At 43.6% G+C, this 24,908-nt stretch carries 15 protein-coding genes and 1 pseudogene; 7 read left to right on the top strand and 9 right to left on the bottom strand.

Features of this window, described 5'->3' with window-relative positions; all coding sequences use genetic code 11:
* Positions 1 to 36 precede the first annotated feature (36 nt).
* The 4 genes from GVO63_RS01020 (at position 37) to gcvP (ending at position 6,987) form a co-directional block, all read left to right on the top strand.
* Complete coding sequence (locus GVO63_RS01020) at positions 37 to 2,259, top strand: alpha-N-acetylglucosaminidase (RefSeq protein WP_159577784.1); 2,223 nt, start codon at positions 37 to 39, stop codon at positions 2,257 to 2,259.
* Positions 2,260 to 2,458: 199 nt separating this feature from the next.
* Positions 2,459 to 3,538, top strand: a complete 1,080-nt coding sequence (gcvT, locus tag GVO63_RS01015; protein ID WP_159577783.1) for a glycine cleavage system aminomethyltransferase GcvT — start codon at positions 2,459 to 2,461, stop codon at positions 3,536 to 3,538.
* Between the two features lie 26 nt (positions 3,539 to 3,564).
* Entirely contained in the window at positions 3,565 to 3,954 is a 390-nt protein-coding gene (gene gcvH, locus GVO63_RS01010; RefSeq protein ID WP_159495081.1) for a glycine cleavage system protein GcvH, read from the top strand.
* Positions 3,955 to 4,077: 123 nt separating this feature from the next.
* The gene (gene gcvP, locus GVO63_RS01005) at positions 4,078 to 6,987 is read left to right on the top strand and encodes an aminomethyl-transferring glycine dehydrogenase (RefSeq protein WP_159577782.1); all 2,910 of its coding nucleotides are present in this window, start codon (positions 4,078 to 4,080) and stop codon (positions 6,985 to 6,987) included.
* Positions 6,988 to 7,133: 146 nt separating this feature from the next.
* Here gcvP and GVO63_RS01000 read toward each other — a convergent pair whose 3' ends face one another.
* From GVO63_RS01000 to GVO63_RS00970, 7 genes are read right to left on the bottom strand one after another with little or no spacing between them, the layout of a single operon-like run.
* The gene (locus tag GVO63_RS01000; protein WP_159577781.1) at positions 7,134 to 10,337 is read right to left on the bottom strand and encodes a hypothetical protein; all 3,204 of its coding nucleotides are present in this window, start codon (positions 10,335 to 10,337) and stop codon (positions 7,134 to 7,136) included.
* 19 nt (positions 10,338 to 10,356) lie between these two features.
* The gene (locus GVO63_RS00995) at positions 10,357 to 11,193 is read right to left on the bottom strand and encodes an ATP F0F1 synthase synthase (RefSeq protein ID WP_236552023.1); all 837 of its coding nucleotides are present in this window, start codon (positions 11,191 to 11,193) and stop codon (positions 10,357 to 10,359) included.
* Positions 11,193 to 11,750: a hypothetical protein gene (locus GVO63_RS00990; RefSeq protein ID WP_159577780.1), complete on the bottom strand. Its 558-nt coding sequence runs from the start codon at positions 11,748 to 11,750 to the stop codon at positions 11,193 to 11,195. The genes GVO63_RS00995 and GVO63_RS00990 overlap by 1 nt, the downstream gene beginning before the upstream one ends.
* The gene (locus GVO63_RS00985) at positions 11,747 to 12,874 is read right to left on the bottom strand and encodes a restriction endonuclease subunit S (protein ID WP_159577779.1); all 1,128 of its coding nucleotides are present in this window, start codon (positions 12,872 to 12,874) and stop codon (positions 11,747 to 11,749) included. The genes GVO63_RS00990 and GVO63_RS00985 overlap by 4 nt, the downstream gene beginning before the upstream one ends.
* Positions 12,867 to 14,504 (bottom strand): class I SAM-dependent DNA methyltransferase, encoded by a 1,638-nt coding sequence (locus GVO63_RS00980; RefSeq protein WP_159577778.1) that lies wholly within the window; start codon positions 14,502 to 14,504, stop codon positions 12,867 to 12,869. Before GVO63_RS00980 ends, GVO63_RS00985 begins: the two co-directional genes overlap by 8 nt.
* A 33-nt stretch (positions 14,505 to 14,537) precedes the next feature.
* Positions 14,538 to 17,642 carry a type I restriction endonuclease subunit R gene (locus GVO63_RS00975; RefSeq protein WP_159577777.1) on the bottom strand — a complete coding sequence of 1,035 codons (3,105 nt, stop codon included), beginning with the start codon at positions 17,640 to 17,642 and terminating at the stop codon, positions 14,538 to 14,540.
* Positions 17,643 to 17,650: 8 nt separating this feature from the next.
* Positions 17,651 to 17,824: a helix-turn-helix domain-containing protein gene (locus GVO63_RS00970; protein WP_159577776.1), complete on the bottom strand. Its 174-nt coding sequence runs from the start codon at positions 17,822 to 17,824 to the stop codon at positions 17,651 to 17,653.
* Positions 17,825 to 18,099: 275 nt separating this feature from the next.
* Between GVO63_RS00970 and GVO63_RS00960 the strand changes: the two are divergent.
* Positions 18,100 to 19,163 (top strand): annotated as a pseudogene (locus GVO63_RS00960) (IS3 family transposase); the annotation flags it as partial.
* An 82-nt stretch (positions 19,164 to 19,245) separates the two neighbouring features.
* On the opposite strand, the gene GVO63_RS00955 reads toward GVO63_RS00960, so the two are convergent.
* A complete protein-coding gene (locus tag GVO63_RS00955) occupies positions 19,246 to 20,757 on the bottom strand; it encodes a serine hydrolase (protein ID WP_159577774.1) in 1,512 nt (503 codons plus the stop codon).
* Between the two features lie 234 nt (positions 20,758 to 20,991).
* Between GVO63_RS00955 and GVO63_RS00950 the strand changes: the two genes are divergently transcribed.
* A complete protein-coding gene (locus GVO63_RS00950; protein WP_071815601.1) occupies positions 20,992 to 21,363 on the top strand; it encodes a VOC family protein in 372 nt (123 codons plus the stop codon).
* A gap of 74 nt (positions 21,364 to 21,437) precedes the next feature.
* Here the strand turns inward: GVO63_RS00950 and GVO63_RS00945 are convergent, their stop codons facing one another.
* Complete coding sequence (locus GVO63_RS00945; protein ID WP_159495068.1) at positions 21,438 to 21,575, bottom strand: hypothetical protein; 138 nt, start codon at positions 21,573 to 21,575, stop codon at positions 21,438 to 21,440.
* A gap of 723 nt (positions 21,576 to 22,298) precedes the next feature.
* On the opposite strand from GVO63_RS00945, the gene GVO63_RS00940 reads away from it, so the two are divergent.
* Positions 22,299 to 24,899, top strand: coding sequence for an EAL domain-containing protein (locus tag GVO63_RS00940; protein WP_159577773.1), 2,601 nt, complete (start codon positions 22,299 to 22,301; stop codon positions 24,897 to 24,899).
* Positions 24,900 to 24,908 lie beyond the last annotated feature (9 nt).

Genomic DNA, 24,908 nt, shown 5'->3' with positions numbered 1-24,908 from the left:
GCATTTCTTCTACGATTTTTATCAGGATATTAAGCAATGAAGAAAACGTGGTCACACTCGATAAGCGCCTTGTGCCTTAGCTTATCAGCCGTATTAGTTGGCTGCGAAAAGCAGCAAGAAGTCTCAGACGTTGTGCATAAACAAACAGATCCTGAGGTTCACGCTGTTCTTGAACGCGTTACACAGGGACAAGTAAAAAACATTTCAACGATAAAAGTTACTGACCAAGAGCCAGAGTGGTTTGAAGTCAATGTTATTGATGGGCAAGCCGAAGTGCTGGCAAATAGTCGCACTGCGCTGGCTTATGGCGCCTATCAATATTTGCGTGAGCAGGGGGCTTTGTCGATCAGTTGGGAAGGAAAAAATGTCGCATTTCCTGACGTGTTTGAAAATTTTGATGGTGCAAAAACAATAACCCCGTTTGAACAACGCACTTACTTAAATGTTTGCGCTTATGGCTATACCACACCCTGGTGGGATTGGGAGCGTTGGGAGAAAGAAATAGACTGGATGGCGCTACATGGCATAAACAATCCGGTTGCCATGGAAGGACAAGAATTCGTATGGCAAGCATTGTGGAAAGACTTTGATGTTACCGATCAAGAGTTAGCCGATTATTTTTCCGGTCCCGCATTTACGCCTTGGCAACGCATGGGGAATATCGAAGGGCATGAAGGTCCTCTTCCCCAGAGCTGGATCGATAAGAAGCACGTTCTTCAAAAACACATTCTCAAACGCATGAAAGCATTGGGTATGAAGCCTGTTGTGCCCGCCTTCAGCGGCTATGTGCCTAAAGCGTTTGTCGACCGTTTTCCTGACGCTAAAGTGTATGAAATGCCTCGCTGGACTGGCTTTGAAAAAGCCACCTATTGGTTAGACCCCGCTGACCCCCTCTTTAAAACAGTGGCTAAGCGATTTATTGAGCTTTATACCGAAATTTATGGTGAACAGGACTATTACCTCTCAGACGCTTTTAACGAAATGCTACCGCCGGTTTCAGAAGAGAACCGCTACGCTGAGCTCGCATCCTATGGAAAACGCATCTACGAATCTATTGCACAGGTTGCACCTGATGCTGTGTGGGTAATGCAAGGATGGATGTTTGGCGCAGACGAAGAGTTCTGGGACCTCGCATCTATCGAAGCGTTCTTAAAAGATGTTCCCGATCAAAAAGCCATGATCCACGATATCGGAAATGACAGATATCACGTGTGGCAGCGAACGGAAGGTTTCAAAGGCAAACCATGGGTGTTTGGCTTCATTCACAACTATGGAGGTTCAGACCCTGTTTATGCTGACTTCGCAGACTATGTCGAGCAGCTAGACGTGGTGACAAACTCTGATAAAAAAGGCGCGCTAACCGGGTTTGGTGTATTCCCCGAAGGGATCCACAATAACTCTGTGGCCTATGAGTTTCTCTTCGATTTACCTTGGAACGCCAAGCCGGATATGAAGAATTGGCTCGAAATGTACACCAAAGCGCGATATGGAAAGACGTCACCTCAACTAATTGCTGCATGGGAGCAGGTGATAAACGGGGTATTTTCCGTTAGCTATTGGAAAAGCCGGTGGTGGGAAGGCTCGGCAGGTGCATATTTGCTGTTTAAGCGTCCAACCGTCGATATTGTAAATTTTGAAGGGCACCCCGGTAACTTAACGGCTTTAGACGATGGCATCTTGCAATTACTGGAACTGGCAGAGTCGATGGATAATGCGTACCTGTATCAGTACGATGTGGTTGATTTCGTGAAGCATGCTGTGTCTTTGCATGTCGACCTTATGCTACAGGAAGTGGTAAAAGCCTATTCGGCAAACGATTTTGCAAAGGGCGATGAACTAATGACTTCCATAGACGTTGCCGTTGCGAAGTTAGACAACTTACTCGGATTTCACCAAGAAAGCCTGCACACGTGGTTGAGCGACGCGTCGGCTTATGGCGAGACTGAGCAAGAGTCGGCGTATTATATAAACAATGCGCGACTTCAAATAACCCAATGGGGCGGACCAAAGCTTAAAGATTATGCGTCTAAAGCCTGGCAGGGAATGTATAAAGATTATTATTTACCACGCTGGAAAATGTACTTATCTGCGTACCGCATAGCAAAGGAAACCCAGACACCATTTGATGATGCTTCAATGCAAGAGGCACTAATCAATTGGGAGCGTGATTGGATAAAGCAAACGGACATTCCAACGCAATATATCCCAGAGACACCCATCGAAGATGCGCAAGCTCTTATGCAGGTCATAACTCGATAATAAAAAGGGGTGTAATCACTCATTTTGAAAGCCCTGTTACTGACGAAGTGTGGGGCTTTTACATTTGCATACCTAATCCAGTAAGCTTAATACATTTGCTTTTTAAATGTATTGATAAAAATTTCCAATTTGTTGCACAAACGTTAGCTCACTATACTCATTCTCGTTTTCTACCTTTCAATTAAAAAGAGTAAGTGGAATGTCTAATACCACCGCCCTACACGCAAAGCACCTAGAAGCGGGTGCGAAAATGGTCGATTTCTTCGGCTGGGATATGCCAATTAACTACGGTTCACAAATTGAAGAGCATCACGCTGTGCGTCAAGACGCCGGTATGTTTGATGTGTCTCACATGACCATTGTTGATGTTAAAGGCGCACAAGCGAAAGCGTACCTTCAGTACTTGTTGGCTAACGATGTAGCCAAACTAAAGGAAAAAGGTAAAGCGCTATACAGCGGCATGCTGAATGAAGAAGGCGGTGTTGTAGACGACCTTATTGTTTATCACTTCGACGAAACTAACTATCGCTTGGTAGTTAACTCAGCAACCCGCGAGAAAGACATGAACTGGTTAATGAGCAAAGCAGAAGGCTTTGACGTAACCATTACCGAGCGCCCTGAGTTTGCTATGATTGCGATACAAGGCCCTAACGCTAAAGAAAAAGCGGCAACGTTATTTAGCGCAGCGCAAAAAGAAGCGGTTGCAGGCATGAAGCCATTTTTTGGCGTACAAGCCGAAGACTTGTTCATCGCCACAACGGGCTACACAGGTGAAGCAGGCTACGAAATTATGGTGCCAGCTGAGCAAGCAGAAAGCTTCTGGCAAGCACTACTAGACGCAGGCGTTAAGCCATGTGGCCTAGGCGCACGTGACACCCTACGCCTTGAAGCGGGTATGAATTTATATGGCCAAGATATGGATGAAACCGTATCGCCACTAGCCGCTAACATGGGCTGGACAATTACTTGGGAACCGGCAGAACGTGACTTCGTGGGGCGTAAAGCACTAGAAGCGCAGCGCGAAGCGGGTACCGACAAGCTTGTAGGCTTGGTAATGACTGAAAAAGGCGTGCTGCGTCATGGCCTTAAAGTAAAAACTGAAAGCGGCGAGGGTGTTATCACCTCCGGTACTTTTTCTCCAACATTGGGCCACTCAATTGCCATGGCACGAGTACCACGTGATGTTGGCGAAACAGTAGAAGTGGAAATGCGCAAAAAGTGGGTTACAGTAAAAGTGGTTAAGCCCTCCTTTGTTCGCAATGGAAAAAGTGTTTTATAAGTTAACAGAGAATAACAGGAACGATTATGAGCAACATCCCAACTGATTTACGCTATGCCGCTACGCACGAATGGGTTCGCCCTGATGGTGACGGTGTTTTCACTGTAGGTATTTCTGAGCACGCACAAGGTTTGCTTGGCGACATGGTTTTTGTTGATTTGCCAGACGTTGGCGATGCGGTAAGCACTGGCGACGATATCTGTGTTGCTGAATCGGTGAAAGCGGCGTCTGACGTTTACGCACCCATTTCAGGCGAAATTGTTGCGATAAACGAAGACTTAGAAGATTCACCAGAATTGGTTAACACTGACCCTTATGGCGACGGTTGGCTATTCAAAATAAAAGCTGACGACGTTGAAGAAGTAGAAGGTCTACTTGACGCGGAAGGCTACGAAAACAGCATTGACGAAGAGTAATTCGTTATACGGTTTTCTTTCGATACACATTTAGTAAAGGGGCATGAATATTATTCGGCCCCTTTTTAAATTAAAGATTTATTGACGCCCTTGCGGCAAACATTACGAGTGCTTAACAACGTTATGTCGAATACTTCTCCTACATTGGCTCAATTAGAGCAAAAAGATACATTTATCCGTCGTCACATTGGCCCGGGTAAAGGCGAAATTGAAGAAATGCTGTCTGCCATTGGTGCAAGCTCATTAGACGATTTAATCGAGCAAACTGTACCGGCAGGTATTGCGCTACCTGAGCCACTAAAATGCGGTGAAGGTGCGACAGAAGTTGAAGCATTAAGTGAATTAAAAGCTGTTGCGCAAAAGAACAAAATCAACCGTTCTTTTATTGGTATGGGTTACTACGACACACACGTACCAAACGTAATTTTGCGCAACGTGCTAGAAAACCCAGGTTGGTACACAGCATACACGCCTTATCAGCCAGAGATCGCACAAGGCCGTTTAGAAGCTATTCTTAACTTCCAACAAGTTACTATCGACCTTACAGGCCTAGAGCTAGCGTCGGCATCATTGCTTGACGAAGCTACGGCAGCCGCAGAGGCGATGGGCCTTGCCAAGCGCGTATCTAAAAACAAAAAATCGAACGCTTTCTTTATTGCTAACGACGTACACCCACAAACTATTGACGTGGTTGAAACTCGTGCGGAAATGTTCGGTTTTGAAATCATCAAAGGTGCAGCAGAAGAAGCGGCAGAACACGACGTATTTGGTGCGCTACTGCAATACCCAACTACCACAGGTGAAGTAAAAGATATCAGCGACATCATTGCTGCGGTACAGGCGAACAAGGGTATTGTTGCAGTAGCGGCAGACCTAATGAGCTTGGTCATGCTTAAGTCGCCAGGCGAGCTAGGCGCAGACGTTGCACTGGGTAGTGCGCAGCGCTTTGGTGTACCTATGGGCTACGGCGGTCCACACGCGGCATTCTTTGCAACGCGCGACAGCTACAAGCGTTCACTGCCAGGGCGTATTATTGGTGTAAGTAAAGACACCCGCGGCCGCCAAGCATTGCGTATGGCGCTACAAACCCGTGAACAGCACATTCGCCGTGAAAAAGCGAACTCGAACATCTGTACAGCGCAGGTACTACTTGCCAACATGGCAAGCTTCTACGCCGTGTACCACGGCCCACAAGGCCTTAAAACCATTGCTGAGCGCATTCACCGTTTTGCTGACATTCTTGCTACTGGTTTAACACAAAAAGGTGCAGAAAAAGGCGTAGCCCTTAAGCACAGCACTTACTTCGACACGCTAACCGTAATGGTAGACAACAAAGAAGACGTACTAGCAAAAGCATATGCAAAAGGCATGAACCTACGTGCTGACTTAGAAGGCGCGGTAGGTGTAGCACTAGATGAAACCACAACCCGTGAAGACATTGTTGCGCTATTCGATGTTATTCTAGGTGACGATCACGGCCTAACAGTAGAAGGCCTAGACGCTGAAGTTACCACGCAAGACGTGAAATCTATTCCTGATGCGCTAGTACGTACAAGCGACATTCTTACGCACGAAGTATTTAACAAGTATCACTCTGAAACAGAGATGCTGCGTTACATCAAGAGCCTTGAGAACAAAGACTTGGCCCTTAACCACTCAATGATTTCATTGGGTTCGTGCACTATGAAGCTAAACGCAACGGCTGAAATGATTCCAGTAACGTGGGCTGAATTTGGCCAGCTTCACCCGTTTGCACCACTAGACCAAGCAACAGGCTATCAAGAAATGATTGCCGAGCTAGCCAAGTGGCTAATTAACGTAACGGGCTACGATGCACTTTCAATGCAGCCTAACTCGGGTGCACAGGGTGAATACGCAGGCCTATTAGCTATTCAGCGTTACCACGAAAGCCGCGGCGAAGGCCACAGAAACGTGTGCCTAATTCCAAGCTCTGCACACGGTACTAACCCAGCGTCTGCGCAAATGGTTAGCCTAAAAGTAGTGGTTGTAGCGTGTGATTCAAACGGTAACGTAGACCTTAACGACCTTCGCAAAAAGGCCGAAGAAGTGGGTGAGAACCTATCTTGTGCCATGATCACATACCCGTCTACCCACGGTGTATACGAAGAAACTGTACGCGAGATTTGTGACATTGTTCACGAGCACGGCGGTCAGGTTTACATGGATGGCGCGAACATGAACGCGCAGGTGGGCATTACATCACCTGGTTTCATTGGTTCAGACGTATCGCACCTTAACCTACATAAAACCTTCTGTATTCCACACGGTGGTGGCGGCCCAGGTATGGGACCAATTGGTGTTAAGTCGCACCTTGCGCCATTCCTACCAAACCACACAGTGGTAGACGTAGCAACAGCAGGTAAAGACTGTGGTGCGGTTTCGGCAGCGCCATGGGGTAGTGCCTCTATTCTGCCTATCAGCTACATGTACATTAAAATGATGGGTAGCGAAGGCCTACGCCGTGCAACCGAAGTGGCCATTCTTAACGCTAACTACGTAGCAAAGAAGCTAGAAGGGCACTACAAGGTACTTTACAAAGGTAACAATGGCCGTGTTGCGCACGAATGTATTGTTGACCTGCGCCCGCTTAAAGAAGCAAGTGGTGTGACCGAAGTAGACATTGCGAAGCGCCTTAACGACTACGGCTTCCACGCGCCAACTATGAGCTTCCCAGTAGCGGGTACGCTTATGATTGAGCCAACAGAGTCGGAAGCAAAGTACGAACTAGACCGGTTCATTAATGCCATGATTAGCATTCGCCAAGAAGTAGCGAAAGTAGAAAGCGGCGAGTGGGATGCCATCGACAACCCACTACACAATGCACCGCACACGTTAGCAGATATCTGTGACAGCGACTGGAACCGCAGCTACGACCGCATGCTAGCAGCGTACCCAGCACCAGAAGTACACAGAAACAAATTCTGGCCAACAGTTAACCGTATTGATGATGTTTATGGTGACCGTAACCTAATTTGTTCTTGCCCTAGTATTGAGAGTTATTCTGAGGAATAGGGGGTTGTCAAGCTCGAATAAAGAATGCAACTATCGGAATTAAGTTTGCAACTCAAATAAAGTTTGCAACCGGTAGTTGAATCTAGAGGTCAGTAAATATGAAAAAGCGAACCATTTCTGGTTCGCTTTTTTGTTTTCTTACAGCCTTATTTAGGAGGAAGTACTTTTCGGTTATTTGCCAATCGAAAGCCTTCGGGTACGGGCTTAAATTTATCGTTATTTTCGGGCCAGCGTTTAGCTCTGCTTTGAAAAGCCCGAAGAGCTGTGATATCTATCGTAGCAGCTACCACGAAATCATTATCACCACCTCTTAAACGCGCGATATCACGCAGAAACCCCTCTTTTGCTGGTGAACGAACTCGACTGTCACCATATTTGCGATTATTAACTAAAATTGTATAAGCATGAATATCTAGAGCCGCAGATTCGATTAGAGACGCGAAGGTATCAAGATCTCTATTCCAACTAAGCACCATCAATGCATCAACGGCCCCTTGGAAGCGAACTCGTGCTTTACTGTTTTGTAACTCTGAACAAACCATAACACCAAAATTAAAGCCGTTATGTATATATACAGGTTTTGGTGATTTCCCTAATGAGTCCCATTGCTTGCCAAACTTACTAGTAAGCTCTTTGTCCTCACCAACAGCTGGCTCAAGTTTAGGCTGTCTAATTTTTACAAAGGTAGGATAACCGAGACGGTTATCCGCCAAAATCATTGAGGCCTCACTGTATATCTTATTAGCTCCAACGTGTTGGTACTCTGTTCCTGCAATAATGCTTATCCCTGCGCTACTTAATCTAGCAGCAATACTGTTAAGCCATCTCAGTGGAATTGATAGTTCAGGAAAAAGTACGTAATCAGGTTTTGGTTTTAATTTCAGAACATCGTTGACCAATTTAGAAATTTTTTGATAACGCTTTCGACTTAAATTTGGCTTGTTGCATGCTGTCGATGCCCAGTCGTTGTCCTCAGTGCGAAGATTAGTTAGCGCTACGATCACCTTGTCTTTGCTGTCCGTACCTACATTAATGAATTTCTTTCGGCGTGTTGAAGGCTTTTCATCAGCATCTTGCTCAGCAGCAAGTAGGGTTGGCTTTATCCATACACCACGCAGTACTTGCGTGTATTTTGCCCATGTAACAGAGGGCCCAAATACTGGAGGTTTTCCGGATGCAGAGGGTAAACCGACACATTCAGGGGCTAGCTCAGATATTTCCAGTGGAGATAATGGTCTGGTTGGGAAAAGGTACGGCAGGAAGCTATCGTTTTTCTTTTGCCCTTTAGTAACGTTGCCTAGTCTCGTTTTTCGGGTAGAGTTTATAAACTGCTCGAATATAGGTACTTCAATGAGCCCAGAATCACCGAGCAAATCCAGAATTTGTTTTTCTTTTTTTGCATTTCGCTTACCTACTAACTGCTCAGCGGAACGACTATTTATGATGTACTTATATGCTTCTTTTGCAAGGTCTGCTGATGCGACTAAAGGCGCTTTGTTTTCAAATTCTGCCACATCAAAACTAAGCTCTAGTAGTGCTTCGAAACTACTCAGTGTTTCGACAATTTGTTTTAAGAATAAGTTAGCTAGACGCTTTTTCTTGCTCGAACGTTCCCCAAGGAATAGTTTACTTGGATCATGGTAGCGTGTAGCGGCATCAATAAATAACCAGGTTAAGGTGCCTTTTATGTAGCCCCAAAGGTCTTTCAAGACTTTAGCGTCACATCCATTGATTCGAACTTTCTGTCCTCTGCCTACCTCTTTGGCGAGTATATCTATTGCTTGATAGGACTTCACTGCGATTTGTTCAGCTTGTTCCCATTCATTCATGCTGATTGCAAATCCAAGCAATCTAGGTAAGTAATTAAAATGAGCAAATAGATTGTCTGCACGCAAGATATGATTATGAGCAAATTGGTAAAACTCTTCCCTTTGCTCTTTCCATTGATTCGGCGGTAAATCCCGAGCTAGGGTTTCTACGTGACGCAATTGTAGTGACCAACCCAAACGACGGATCGTTAATCCATCGGCTCTTCTTAAAGTATCTGCATTTTCACCCACACTTCCAGCAGCTGAGAGTACTTTAGCTGCGGTTGAATGTTCCAATTGGTCGGGCGAGGGCATGAGGCGATGCTCACTAGATAATTCGTATATTTCCTTTTCGATACTATCCAACAGGTCTAAGCCAGCACGGCCTTGCAGGATAAATAATTTTTGTTTGTCTGACTGAAGCGATATTGTGGAGTTACCTTGTACGTCATCGCCTTGATTAATTTCCCATACTTTATTGTTTTTGGGACTTTGTGCAATGCACTTTTCACCCATTCGCTCTTGTAATAAAAGCATAAAGTCTTGGCTATTTGAGATTTTCCCCGTATCGCGCAACACAAGGAACATATCATCAACATAACGACCATAGTGAATAGGTGAGAGTTTTTCGATAATAAGTCGGTCCCACTTGTGCAATAAAGCATTCGAAATAACTCTGCTACACGTCAGGCCAATGACTAACCCTCCGCTTATTTTTGCTCTTTGACCACCAACTGATTTACCAAATTGGCTGGCGCCGCTAGCCCACGCATTAAGAAATAGTGATAGCTGCTTAGTGAAGGATTTTTCTTCATCAGACAAGTTCAAATCTAGAGCTTCTATAAGTGCTGAAGCGGAGGTAATTAGCGGGTCTATAAAATGGTAGTAACTTTTCAAGTCCAGAGATACAGCAATTATATCTCGGTCTTTTTCCAACTCTTCCCTTATTGTTTTTAAGCCATCGTTACGCCATTTTTGGTAAGGTTGAAAATACGGTACAAAAGAGCCTACAGAGCTGATATGAAATGGTTTTTCATTATTTTCTGTAAACAGTTCATCATTACGAATTCGTTTGAGTCTGGCGCCGTAGCAGCTATCGTCGAGTTTGGCGTCAAACTTGTGACCAATCATATTGATCCACAATGCAGAAATAATGTGGGTATTTACAGGAAAGTCGCCGACAATTCTAAACTCAGGCACTACATTGTAATTTTTAAACAGGCTTTCAACCGCTCTATCAGGTTTTGAGAAATGAACGTGGCCATTGTCACCTGAATCTGATTTTCTTTCAGTGGATAGCTTCTTGGGCAGTAAACGAAAATCCCCAAGTAATTCTACATTTTCAGCAAAACCAGCATCGGCTTGCAATTGACCTAACAGAGCTTTTAGGTTGGTGAGTAGATCTTGCTCGTATTCAGCGAATTTAATTGCTGTTGGAAAGGTGTTTTCGAAGAAACAGTCGGCTTTTGCTTTTCGGTAGGCAACAAGAAGATCTTCTATTGTAAGGGAATCCCATCCCGAAAACTCTGCTTTGTAAGACATAAAAATTCTTCCTTGATTATTATTTTATAGCTTGTACTGAATTTGCTAGGCGTTTTTCCTTACCAAAGGGGGTGGTGTAAAAGCGCTGTTCTATGCCATAAACCAACAATTTCAAGTCTTCATCAGTTGATATCTCAAACTTTTGATTCTGTTGATCAAATTTAAGTCTTTGCTCGCAGTATCCATCTATGTACTCAAGCATATTGGTTTTATCACCGGCTGACATTCCTTCAAGCGTTTTCATGGCAAGACCAATACGCTTTCGATTTGGCTTTGATACTTTTTCGATGCTGTAATTGTTGCTCAGTTCTATAAATGACTCATCTAAGAACTGTTCAACTTCTTCTTTAGTCGCTTCTTTGTACAGTTCATCTATGCCTTTAAATATACTTGAAATCGTTGCCAAGCTTTTGAATATTAAAGTATCCGCTGCTTTGAAATACACGGCATCAGGTAACACATTAATTACTAAGCGCGTTTGACTTTTTTCAAGCTCAGCCGTTTCACCAAACACCAGTGTTTTGCGCTTAACAAAAAGGCTAGGGGTTATTTTTTGAAAATAAAAGTCATCGCCCTGAACAGCAAATAAATAAGCAATTTTAGAAAAATTAGCTTTAGTTAAATCATGGTAATCTTTTGAATCGAACTTTTTCTTCAATAGTTCTAAACCGTAGGCTTGGTTGCTAAAGCCTTCAATTTTGAACCATGAGTCTTCATCGAGGTTATGGTCAGGGTCGTATGGAACACAGGCGTTCAAATCGACTTTGACTGTATCAAATAGAGATTGATCCGAAACTAATTTAAAAGTGCGTTTTTTTGCTCTTGTTTTTATGTGTGCCAGTATATGGTCCATCATTACTCTCGCTCGATAAAAGTATAATTATTAATTCGATAAGCCAACGGTATTTGAATGTCATCAGGCTTTTTGTAGCGCGCTTTGCTAATCAGAAAAATGGCTGTGCCGTTTTTAGTCGTGATGTTGTAAAACTCATAACCAAACAACAAAAACAGTGGATTAAAGTAGAGTGCCTGCGAAAGAAAGGTGAATACGAACAACACCCCATACACAAACCACAGGGTTTCCCAGTTGCCTATGCTCAGCGCCACAAAAAAGTAGCCCAAGTAACTGGGTAGAAAGCTGTTATTTGCATGTTCAATACTAGCGACTTCACCCTCTTTAAATTCGTCTTTACCCAAGTATTGACTCAGCCAAATACTCAAACCCGTCGATAAGATGGGTATGGCCAAATAAAACAAATACGAGGCTACGTTCGGAAGTTTAACTGTCCAACTGAAACAATCTAGTCCACCGAATAATTGACTAATCGTGGTGCCTTTTTGCACCAAATAGATAATCACCAGTAGCGATGTAGCATTAGCTGTGAGTAAGACCCGAAACGCAGTATTAATCATTTTACTGTTACCTGGCCGTTCATTAACATGGGGAGAAGCCAGTCGCGTAAAGCCTTAAGATCTCGGCTTTGCTCCTTCAGCAATTCAATTTTTTTCACACTACCCATAACTGCGCCAGCATACTGTTCACGAATTATTTGCGGTGGATAAATAATATTAATCTTGGAAATTTGCGGTACTGTTAACTGTTGTTGAACCGACCCTGAGTTTTCGAACCCTATTCGTTTGACTGCCTCATCTAAAAATTTAATGTCTTCGCTATGATACGGTGTCAATACAAGTAATCGAATTATTGGGACGAATGGTTTCGTTCTCAATACAGCATAACCAATTGTTCCACGCGCAGAGACTGTAATGCTCGGAAATTCAATTGTGGCTTTGCTTGTGTAGCCATAAAGACCATCTTCAGTGATTCCATTTGAAAATATAGGGACTTGGTTATCATCTGTTTGTGTTTCAGAATATCCTGTCGGCTTATCTCCGCCGGCTTTAATATGAGAAATGTCACCTAGATTTTTTACTTCCCATCCCTCCGGTATTTCCCGTTTTAGGATTGGGTTGTATACCATTTTGCCACCGGAGGTCTTGTAGGAGTTGCCATTGGCATCGGGGAAGTCGAACTGTACAAACCAATAGTCGTACAGGGTTTTGGCCATGGCCTCCAGCTCGGCGTTGATGCGGTTATTGAGTTCGATTTTTTTATCGATGACACTTAATACATTGGCGATTTTTGATTGTTCATCACCTGTAATATCGCGAAAGTGGATTCCTGTGAGAATTGGCATCGTCAAAAATTTAGTTTGAGAGCCTTGTGACTTTTCCCGTAATCTCTTTAATTCGAGTTTTAGTGCGTAATAAACATAATCAATATTGAAGCCTTCTTTGGCGGTTAGAATATAAGTGCGCTGGTAAGCATTGAATTTCCCCTTGTACCGACTTACATGAAAATTCCCCCGGGCATTGTTACCAGCTACAAGCACAACATCATCATCATATGCAAAGTGATCTATCTGATCAGGGAATTCAGCACAAGTAAAAAATGGATATTCTCCGCCTGAAACCGCTTGATTGGCATCTAGTTTTCCGGTTGATATGTTACAAGCAAGACCTATTGTTTTATCCATTAAACTTCAACCCCGCCAACTGCTTTTTAATCTCCGTTTCCAATTCATGAGACTGACTAAACAGGTTATCTAGGTTACTGGTAAAACCCTGCATCTTTTGTGCGAATTGCTCTGGGGTAATATCCACATATTCGATTTTGACATCAAAGTACTGGCCCGCACTTAATGAGTAGTTTTTCGCTTCGATGTCGGCATAACTGACCACGACGGAAAAATCTTCTACAGCTTGTTTAGCGTTAAAGACATCAATAATTTGTTGTTCTTCGTCTGGCGTTAATACGGTTTTTTGGTTTTTGCCGTCTTTAACTTTTTCGCCCAAGTTAGAGGCATCTACCAGTACTACATCACCATCGTTACTAGCATCGATAAACAGAATGGATACATTAGTACCTGTGGTGGCGAAGATATTCGATGGCATAGACACCACGCCCGCCAGCATTTTGTTTTTTACCAAATGTTCGCGAATGCCTTTGTCAATGCCCGATTGTGCGGTAATAAAACCCGTTGGCACCACGACAGCGGCTTTGCCGCCCGGTTTAAGTGAGGCAATGATGTGCTGCAAGAACAATTGGTAAATCTCCATCTTGTCCTTGGCTTTGGCTTTAATCTTTGGAATGCCGGCAAAAAATCGGTCTTTGTTTTCTTTACTGTCTAGCTCATCTCTAAAGTCGCTGAAATCAAGCTTAAATGGCGGGTTAGAAACAATATAGTCAAAGCGTTTAAGCGCTTTACCGTCTTTATGGTAGGGATGCAGCACAGTATTACCTTGGATTACATTCGGAATTGAGTGCACCAAATTATTTAAGATCAGGTTTAAACGCAGCAGATTGGATGATTTTTGCGAAATATCTTGCGTGTAAATGCTACAGCGGTTTTCACCAATGGCGTGCGCCACGTTCATCAGCAACGTACCCGAACCTGCCGATGGGTCGTAACAGGCAACATTGCGCACCGTACCGCGCTGCTCTTTAGGTACTAAGATTTCCGCCATAATGCGCGCTACCGCATGGGGGGTGAAATACTCGGCATATTTACCGCCAGAATTGCTGTTATAGTCTTTGATCAGGTATTCAAAGATGGTGGCGTAGAAGTCGAATTTTTGCGTAAAAATTCTCTCAAAGCTGAACTCGACCAGTTTATTGATAATAGCGCGGCAGAAAGCATCGCGTTTTGAGTCGTCAGCAATGTATTGGCTGATTCGGTCAAACAGCACCACTTTTGCGCCGCCATCGGTTTTTACTGCAAACACATCGTTATTGGTAATAGCAATGTCTATTAGGGTGTCGTCAAACAGCTTGGCAAAGTCAGGGGCGTTTTGTTGGCTAAACAAGTAGCTGATAAAGTGCTGCGGTTTTAAGCGTGCGGTATCGCCGCCCATTTGTAGTTGTAGCATGTCGAGGTCATCTTCTGACATAACTGCTAGGGCTTCTTCCCATTTGTCTGCTTTGGCAATGGTGTCGTCGAGTTTTTTAGCTTCAAAGGCGAACTTGTCGTTTAAAAACTTATACAAAAACGTTTGGGTAATGATTTTAAATTCGTTACCGTCATTACCTAAACCATAGTTGGCACAGATGCTTTTTAAGCTATCAATCAGGGTTTTAGTTTTTTGCTGAAATTCTAATTCAACCATTGTAATTGTGTTTCCTAATTAGTGTTACCGGCACTACCAAACTTGGCTGCCGGTATTAAATTCTTTTAAATATTCCGCGACGACGAGATGATTAATATAACGAGATGCGTCTGCGTTTAGCCTGATATTTTGTTCTTTCATAAAGCGCGCAATTACCAGCGGCATCATTTGGCGCTCGAAGTAACTTTCATTGTCGAGCACTTGGCTATTGTTGATGACTTGCTCATCGGCATCTTGTTTCACGCCAACTAAAGCCTCAAATATTTTTCGCTCACTGTCTGAAATATCCCCACGTTCTTGCAAGCGCTTATGAATACGAGTGTATTTGGCATCACCTAGATACTTTTGTCGCAGCTGGTTGTTTTGGCGGTTGAGTTCTTTCACACGGTCGTGAATTTTATTGAGCGCGTCAATGTTTGCAACCATTTCGTCCTGGGTGACTTCGCTGAGGTTTTTCTTCTTAAACAAGCGCTCTAGTTCTTCTTTCAAGCTAATAAACTGTGGATCTTGCTGATCAAAGTTGCTGGCCAGGGTTTCACGGGTTTGGCGTAGGGTGTTTTTGAGCTTGTCGGCCAGAACCAGTTCTTCTTCGCCGATTTTTACAAACTTGAAGATCACGTCTTCTAAAGCGCGGTTGAGCAAATTGCTGGTGTCTTGGCCGCTTTCTAAATCGTTTTTGAGGTTTAGTAGGTCTAAATGGTTACTGGTTTCGCGGTAAAGCACATTGAGCTTGGCGAAATCCAGTTCATCCAGAAAATCATATTCACCTTGCAAGCGGATCAAGTTATACAAACTACGGGCATCGGCTAAGGCTTTCTTGAGTGCCAGTACCGTATCACGGTCTTGTATTTGGCTGATTTGGTTGCAGAATTCTTCCATGTTCTCAGTATCAAAGCGGAACAAAACATCTTTGATATGCTCGATTTCTTGTTTGATCTCTTCCTGAGATTTAAACAAGTCTGAATAGTGCTCCATCTCATCACCAAGCTCCGACTGTAATTCGTCGAAATAGGCCTTGTTAGTGGCATCAAATTCTTTACGAATATCGGCAAAATCCACCACATAACCATAGCGAAAATCTTTGTATGTACGGTTTACACGCGTGAGGGCTTGAAGCAAGTTGTGTTTGCGAATAACTCGGCCAAGGTAGAGCTTTTTCAGGCGCTTGGCATCAAAGCCCGTGAGTAGCATGTTGTACACAAACAAAAAGTCGATTTTGCCGGCTTTGAAATCTTCTACCCAGTTTTTACGTTCTTCTTTTGCGCCGATGTCGTGCAGGATCAGGGCGGCGTTTTTTACTTTTTGGGCTTGTTTAGCTGATTCGGTATAAGCTGTTGGAGCAGGTTCAGTGACTTCGAGTACTTGGCTATTTGAGTCGCCTACTTTTTGTGGAAGAATAGGCGTTTCGGCATAAATCTCATTGAATATTTCAAACATCTGCTTCGCTTGGTCTGAACTATCGCAGATCACCATCCCGCCAATGCTAGTATCATTCAATGCACCACGACTTTTTTCAAAGTCGTTCACTATGTAAGTGAGCATAGGTTCAACAAAATTTGGGTGGGCGTATATCAGCTTACGATCAACATCGCCCATTTTCACTTCGGCTTCTTCAAGGGCTTTTTGCAAATCGATTTTGTATTGGGTGCTGATCTCTTCACGGATTAGGCGCAAAGTGTAACCGTCGGCAATGGAAGCGTTGTAGTAGTACTTATGAATGTAGTCACCAAACAAGGCGCGAGAGTTGTAGTCATCGCCCAATAGCGGCGTTCCAGTTAAGCCAATCTTGATGGCGTTGCTGTCAGACTGGCTCAAGTTGGCTAAAAAACTGCCTTTGGGGTTATAGCTGCGGTGAACTTCGTCTAAAAAGTACACGCGCTGTATCGCTACGTTGTAGTCTTGAGTGCTAACTACATCAGGGTCATCTTTAAACTTTTGAATATTTGCTACGGTGATTTCTGGCTTGCCAGAATGATTATGGAGCACTTGTGTGGCTTTAATATCACGGGTAAAGGCATCCCGCGAGTTTATGGTGTGAACGGTTAAACCACGGGCGGTAAATTCATGCTGCGCTTGTTGCAGTAAGTCTAAGCGATCAACAATAAAATAAAATTTAGGGATGATTTGCTGTTTTTGGAAATAGTCGGTTAAAAAGCGCACGTTGTAATATGTAAGGGCGGTTTTACCACTACCTTGAGTGTGCCAAATAATACCTTTTCTAATGCCTTCGCTGAGCTTATTTTCAATAGCTTTGGTAGCAAACAGCTGCGGATAGCGCATGATATGTTTTTGTAATCCGTCAGTTTCCGACACATAGGTCAAGGCATAACGTAAAATAAAGGCTAAGCGCTCACGTGATAACAACGAAGTACATATGCGATTGGTAGGTCGCTCTGGTTGCTTGTTGGTTTGAAATTCTGGGTTACTACGGATTACTTCCAGATTATTGTCTTTTAAAACTTTTAACTCGTCATCATCCGACACTGGCTTTAACAGGGCGGTTAAATTTAAGATTTCTTCTTCGCGGAAATAGTTAAAGACCGGTTTATGATAAGAACTACTAGCGTAAAAAGCACCTTGAACTGGTTCTGGGTCTCCATCATCGTACTCCATGTTATTAGAGAAAATCATAAACTGGGTGATGTTGGCAAAACGTTTAAATTTAGGGTTTTGAAAGCGCTTATTAATACGGTCTCGCTCGGCCAAAATACCTTCGCGGTTATTCGGCTTTTTCACCTCGATAAACACCAGCGGCATACCATTGATTAGCAGCGTGATATCTGGGCGGAACTCTTCATCGCCATTCTGGCACGTCAGCTCGGTAACAACATGGAAGGTGTTGTTATTAAAGTTTTCAAAGTCAATCAACTTGGTATTTGAACGCTCAGACAGGCGCTCAAAGAAAGCTCTACCTAGATCTTCATTATCAAGCAGTAGTTTTACATCTTCTAACAGTCGGCCAGCTTCAGCTTCTTCAATACCTGGGTTAATTTTGCTGATAGCGGTTTTAAATAATTCAGGGAAGATATTGGTATCTAGATCCCAGCTTTGCCCTTTAAGTGATAAGTACTGGTAGCCGAGACGCATTAAATGCAAAATAGCTGGGATCTTAACGCGAGAATCTTCATTAAATTTCATAACATTCCTTATTTTTGTTTTTGTTCTTCAATCCACTTTTCCAAATCTACGCGCTTAAAGCGCCAACTACCACCTACCTTGAACCCAGGTAATTTGCCTTCACTTGCAAGACGATATGCCGTCTTTTCATTTAGCTTCAGGTAGGTGGCGACCTCTTGAATGGTCAAAATATCATCGGCCATGTTTAATCTCTGTATGTGAACAAATTGATAGTATGAGAAAATTGAGGAATTAGCAATTGATCGCAAGCGATCTTGATTGTCTTTTTTACTGCTTTTATGAGCGATTAAAAAATATTTTAAAAAAATTTTCAGCCAATTTTGACAATGTCTTAGAAATAGCGGTTTAGCTTGCGTTGAAATATTTCAATTTTTAAAGCATCAAAATACCTCACTGAATCGACCAGAGTTCTCTAGACACTTAATTGCTTTATAATTATGTGCACCAAGGAGAAAAGATGTCTCAACGATTTACAGAAGAATTTAAAATACAAGCCGTAAAACAGGTTACCGACCAAGGTTATTCGGTGGCAAGCGTCTCAGAGAGGCTAGGAGTGACTAGCAGTTCGCTTTATAACTGGATAAAAGCTTATGGCCCAGATAGTGAAGAACATAGGCAATCTCAAGAACAATCTGACCGTATTAAACAACTCGAAAAAGAGCTTAAACGCGTGACAATGGAACGCGACATCCTAAAGGAAGCCACCGTATTTTTCGCGGGCGAGTCAAAGAAAAATATGCGTTCATAAAAGCTAGGCTCAAGAATTACCCAACAAAGTTGATGTGTGAAGCTCTAGCAATACAGCGAAGCGGCTTCTATGCATGGATGGATAAGCCGAAGTCAAAACGACAGCTTGAGGACGAGCGTCTAACAGGCTTAATTAAGCATTCTTGGCTAGAAAGCGGTTGTGTCTACGGGTATAGAAAAGTCACGAGTGACCTTAAGGATTTAGGCGAAGCTTGCAGCAAACATCGTGTAGCTAAATTGATGAAACTAGAAGGTATAAAGGCACAAGTCGGTTATAGAAAGCATAAAGGACACTTCAGCGGCAAGCCTGCGGTTGTTGCACATAACGTGCTTGATAGGCAATTTACGGTTGCCAAACCGAACAGATATTGGGTGACTGACATCACTTATATCCGCACCCATGAAGGCTGGCTCTATCTTGCCGTTGTCTTAGATTTATACTCACGCGCTGTCGTTGGTTGGTCGATGAGTTCTCGCATGGAATCTGAACTCGTTACTCAGTCGCTTTTAGCTGCGGTATGGCGACGAAAGCCCAAAAAGCAGGTACTTATACATTCAGATCAGGGTAGTCAATTTACAGGCTATGAATGGAGTGACTTCCTAACTGAGCATAATCTAAAAGCCAGCATGAGCCGCAGAGGAAACTGCCACGATAATGCGGTAGTAGAGAGCTTCTTCCAGCTACTTAGGAGAGAACGAATAAAACGAAAAATCTATACGACACGTGAACATGCAAGAGCCGACATATTTGATTACATCGAAATGTTTTACAACTCTAGGAAATGTTTCAAGGTAGAATTACCTACATTTGAGCTCCAGTCTTACTGTGTAAATTAGGTTATTCAATACTTATCAACTACTCCTTCCTAAAACCCCGAATATTCCCATCCATCACAAGCGCCGTAACCAACCCACTGTCTTCATCCATCTCAAAACGAATACTGCTACCATTCCTAGCAAAAAACTTACCTTCACCTTCATGAAAATACTCTTCATCTTCAACATAAGGTAAGGCGTTAAGCACAAAGCCATTGGCCGTCTTTTCTAACACCACATCAACAATAACTGGCTTTGTCACTTCATAGGTCCCAATGTATTGGCTTAGTTCGTCTTGGCTAATGGGCACTAGTGTTTTTATTTCAGGCTCAGAGTAACCAACGTCTAATGCTTCCTTTAAACGTATTTCTAGTTCAGTGATTAACTGCCTACCGTTGTTGCCGTTGGTCATAATGGCGTAGCCGTTGCCCGTATCTAGCTCAATGTATAGCTGCGACATAAACCCAGCATCTGCGCCGCCATGGCCAAAGCCTAAAATTTCCCCGTTGTCATCCATGTTGATGAAAAAGCCAATTCCCACATTAGGCGGCTTTATACTTGGTGTATTGTTGGTTAACATTTCTTGTGCGGTATCTTGCGATATCCAGTCTGTTTTTTGCCCCAAATACGCACTGCGTACACTGCTTGCCAGCTTCAACATGTCTGATGGCGTACTCCACATACCTGCCGCTGCGAGTGTGGCGTAGGTATGCGCACCACCTTTTATTGGCGAACCGTCACCGTCGTATGGGGTAGCCATATTGTTTGATAGGTTTGTCGTTATGGGTTGTTCGTATCCTGAACGTGTCATACCTAAAGGTTTAAACAAAAGCCGTTGTGACATAGTCGGCAAAGGTTCGTTAGCTACGTCTTGCAAGGCAAGTTGAGCTAGCGTAGTGCCACCACCCGAATAACGCATTTGCGTGCCTGGTTTAATATCAACAACTACTGCGCTGGTGTTTGCAGGCGCTGTGCCTTCTAACACTTGCTGCAAAGTTGGCACTGGCTCACCAGCGGCGTAACCAGGGAAGCCATGCACTGTGGTACCCGCCGTGTGGCTTAAAAGTCGGCGTAACGACACCGCTTCTTGGCCAGTCCATTCGTGTTCGGGTAATTTCCAGCTGGTAAGCAAGTTATTTACGTCTGTATCTAAATCAATAGGGTTATCTTGGCGGTACTTCATCAATACTGCTGCAAATGCGGGCTTAGAAATACTGCCCGCTTGAAATACTGTGTCTTCATCAACCGCCAATTTGGTTGTTAAGTCTTTAACGCCGCTTTGCATGGTCCAGGCTAACTGTCCATTTCGCATAAATGCGACAGACACCCCAGGCACCTTGTAATGCGCCAGTCGTTGTTCTAAAGACTGGAAATCAACCGCTTGCCCTTCAATGCGAATACGCCCTGCTAGCCCCGTCTTTAAAAGATTGGCTTCTTGTGTTTCTTCGACAGGCGAGGAGGAGGCCGTTAAGGTTTCAGGTTCCGCGCAGCCTAAAAGTGATGCTAGGCAAATGGAAAGTGTTAAAGCGGTAAGTGTTTTGGCAGATTTCATTATGGGTATTCCGTTACGCGATTTCTTTCTGCAATTTCTTCAGACTACGTTGCTATAGCTACCCCGTCAATTAGTCTACTGCGATGCAAAAGTAACAAAGAAAGTACTCTTTTGATGGCAATGACGGGGTTGTTACACATAAGCTCCTATTGATTGAAGCTAACAGTGCGAACTTTTCCCCTTGTTTTCCGTAACTATTTGGCAAATGACAAAAGCAATCAAAAAGGGTTCGCAATGATTAATTACATCACATTAGGCACAAAAGACATTGAAGCTGCTGCACAGTTTTACGAGAAACTACTAGAAGATTTTGGCGTTAAGCGCTTGGTTAATATGGACAGAATTAAGTACATTGGGAAGAACATGAAAGAGCCGATGGTGGCCGTTTGTATTCCTTATGACGAACAAGATCCGCATCCGGGTAACGGCAATATGTTTGCAATAGCGCCGGGTAGCAAAGAGAAAGTAGACGCCATGTACCAAAAAGCACTCTCACTTGGCGCTACGTGCGACGGTGAACCGGGGCAGCGTGTTCCAAAACTGTTTTACGGTGCGTATGTGCGCGACTTAGATGGCAATAAGATTTGCTTTAACTTCTTTGGGTAGTGTGTATTTACTGCAACTCACTCTGCTTACAACCCCAACGCATACTGTCGTATGCGCTGGGCTTTGTTGTAGTCTTAAATTCCAGTAAACACGTTATTCATCAAATAAACGCCTATTGATAAACATAATAGGCCTAGCCCGACCATTGGAATCATCATTGTGGCTACAACTTTGGCGGTTTCTTTACTCACTTTTTCTCTGTTTTTGCTCATGTCTTATACCTCTTAAACTGCTAGCGAAATTATACTTTTATATAGACAGCAGTTTTTAGTGATATGCGGCTGATTTTAAGACAATAATTTTTAACTTTTGTTTATGAGTTGTTAAGGCTTGGCGCGCTGACAACTAAATACCTAAGCAAAAAAATGCAAGTGCATAAATTGCGCTTTATATGTAAATTACTGAGGTAGCAGGACTAAAATTTCACTCCTCAATACCTTCTTCAATTTTATTCTTTAAGTTGATTAACCGCGTTTTATACGCATTGTTTTCAACGTTTTCGTCATTGCTAAGCGCTAACGCTTGTGTGTATTTCCGTAGAGGCGTAATTGAAAGCTATTACCAGGGCCGAGCAAATCAACATTAGTTACTAAGCTTGCGTCTGTAATGCCCTTTTTCCTTTATAAGGTAGCTGCTAATTGAATTTAGTGAGTAAACGTTTAACATCTCGTTTGCAAATGTCGAATGCAGCGCTATCTTTAATTAAGAAGTAATATTGAGAAAATAAGGCATAAACGTTTTGCTCAACAGTAATCAAAGGACGTTTTATTATTGTTCAGTAATGATGAAACGCTTGTTCAAAATGTTGAAGGTTCTGTGTACGTGCTACTTTAAATGGGGGGTATATAAGATTGGAATTAGCGCAATAACTCGAGTAGTCTCAAGGGGCTAAAAGTAAAATATTGATTCGAAGTCGCTTTTAGAGAAGGTTCCAAATGCCTCAACAACCCACCGATGCTTCCAGTCATCGCCTGCATGAAGAGTTATTGATTAAACTCAAGCATGATCCTCGTATTTTTGATTTTATCGAAAAGTCATCACTTGATGGGTTGTGGTACTGGGATTTAGAACACCCAGAACACGAGTGGATGAGCGAATCATTTTGGGCTACCTTGGGCTACGATCCCGCAACGAAAAAGCACCTCGCGTCTGAATGGCAAGACATTATTAACCAGGACGATTTAAAAGTAGCGATAGAGAACTTCCAACGACACTGTGAAAACCCCTCACATGCTTACGACCAATTGGTGCGTTATCGACATAAAGATGGGCACACTGTGTGGATTCGTTGCCGCGGGATGGCTATTCGGGATGAGCATGGCAACCCGATCCGCATGCTAGGAGCACATACGGATGTCACTGCGTTAAAGCAGCATGAACGGCAGCAGGTGGAGTATGAACAGCAACAGAAACGCGGGTTTGAAAAACAAGCTGATTTGCTGAACGAGTTAGAGAAAACCGCCGACATAGGCACATGGGAATTTGATGTGCGAACACAGGATATTAAGTGGAGTGATCAGACTAAGCGAATCCACGAAGTATCGCTGGATTATGAACCTAGCTTGGATTCAGGCATCGAGTTTTATAAGGAAGGGGCAAGCCGAAAAGCAATCACTGAAGCGGTCACACGCGGCATTGAGCAAGGTGAACCTTGGGATTTAGAACTTGAGGTGATTACAGCGAAGGGGCGCGCAATTTGGGTGCGGGCCTTAGGCAGACCTGATTTTGTAGACGGCGAGTGTGTTCGACTTTTTGGCGTGTTTCAAGACATTACCAATACCAAGTTACTTAAATCTCAACTGACCAAGCAGCATGAACTTTTACGCGTTACACTCAAATCAATTGGCGATGCGGTCATCACCACCGACGCCTATGGCGTGGTCACATGGATGAACCCTATAGCCCAGCAGATGACAGGATGGATGGTTGATGAAGCTATGGGTAGGCAGCTTAGTGACGTTTTCAACATCGTTAACGAAAAAACACGAATAACCGTTGAAAACCCAGTCGATAGCTGTTTGCGAGAGAAGCGCATAATGGGATTGGCAAACCACACTTTGCTGATTTCTCGCGAAGGCACTGAATACGGCATTGCAGACTCCGCAGCGCCCATTATTTCTGAAGATGGTCAGATGATGGGGGCAGTCATGGTATTTCACGATGTCACAGAGCAACGGCGGATTGGCGATGAAATGAGCTATCGAGCCACGCATGATCCGCTTACAGGCCTCTTCAACCGAACAGAGTTTGAAGCAAGAATAAATCGGTTGGTGTCTGACAGTTCTTCAGAATCAGGCCTTCACGGTGTACTCTTCGTCGATTTAGACCAGTTCAAAATTGTTAACGATACCTGCGGTCACTCGGCTGGTGACGAATTATTGCAGCAGATAAGTCATCTACTCACTCAACATATCCGCGCCAGTGACTTTATCGCGCGGTTAGGGGGGGATGAGTTCGCAATAATACTCGTTGGCTGTGATGAAAAGAAAGCCAATCATATTGCCAAGTCGCTCTGTCACGCGGTGGATGAATACCGATACATACACGATGGCAAAAGCTTTCGCATTGGTGCCAGTATAGGTTTGGTGCCCGTAAAGGGACAATGGCAGAGCAGCACTGAGTTGATGCAAGCGGCTGACAGGGCATGTTATGCCGCAAAAGATGCTGGTAGAAACCGCGTACATGTGTGGAGAGAGAGCGACCAAGATATTCAACAACGCCATACTGAAATGGGTTGGGCAACGCGTATCGAGTACGCCATAGATAATAACCAATTTGTTTTGTTTGCTCAGCGAATTGTGCCTGTTCGCTCATCGGATAAAAATTTGTGCATGGAGGTATTATTGCGGTTGCCCGATGGCAAATCCGGTTGGGTGTCGCCTGGCACTTTTTTGCCTGTTGCAGAACGTTACTATCTCGCCAGTCGGATTGATATTCATGTGGTCGAACGGGTAATTGCAACATTAGAAAATCACGCCAACTTGAGTTCTATTTCCCAGGTGCATGTTAACTTGTCAGGTCAATCAGTAGGAGACCGAAAATTCCATAAGAAATTGCTTGAACTTCTCCGCCAAACGAATGCTGATATTCTGAAAAGGTTGTGCTTTGAGATAACCGAAACAGTCGCAATTCGCTCTATTGCTGATGCCGCGAGTTTTGTTGATAGCCTCCGCAGCATTGGTATAAAAATATCCCTAGATGATTTTGGGGCGGGTTCGTCTTCATTTGGTTATCTTAAGAATCTAGACGTCGAGCAGTTAAAAATAGACGGTCAATTTGTGCGAGATATTTTGACTGACCCTATGGACGAGGTTGCGGTAAAAGCATTTGTGGAAATAGCAAAGCTACGACAATTAGATACCGTTGCAGAGTTTGTTGACAGTGCAGAAGTGCTCAATCGTGTCACAGAGTTGGGTGTTGATTACGCACAAGGGTACTATTTGCATAAACCCGAACCGATAGAAAATGTATTGGCAATAACAACAATAGAATTAAAAAAAGCGCGTACACTATTATTCAGTGGTGATAGCGCTTGAGACTTTCGT

It is taken from the genome of Alteromonas sp. KUL106, assembly GCF_009811415.1.
GTDB lineage: Bacteria > Pseudomonadota > Gammaproteobacteria > Enterobacterales > Alteromonadaceae > Alteromonas.
Note: the sequence above shows the minus strand (reverse complement) of the source record. Positions and strands in the feature narration are given on the sequence as shown.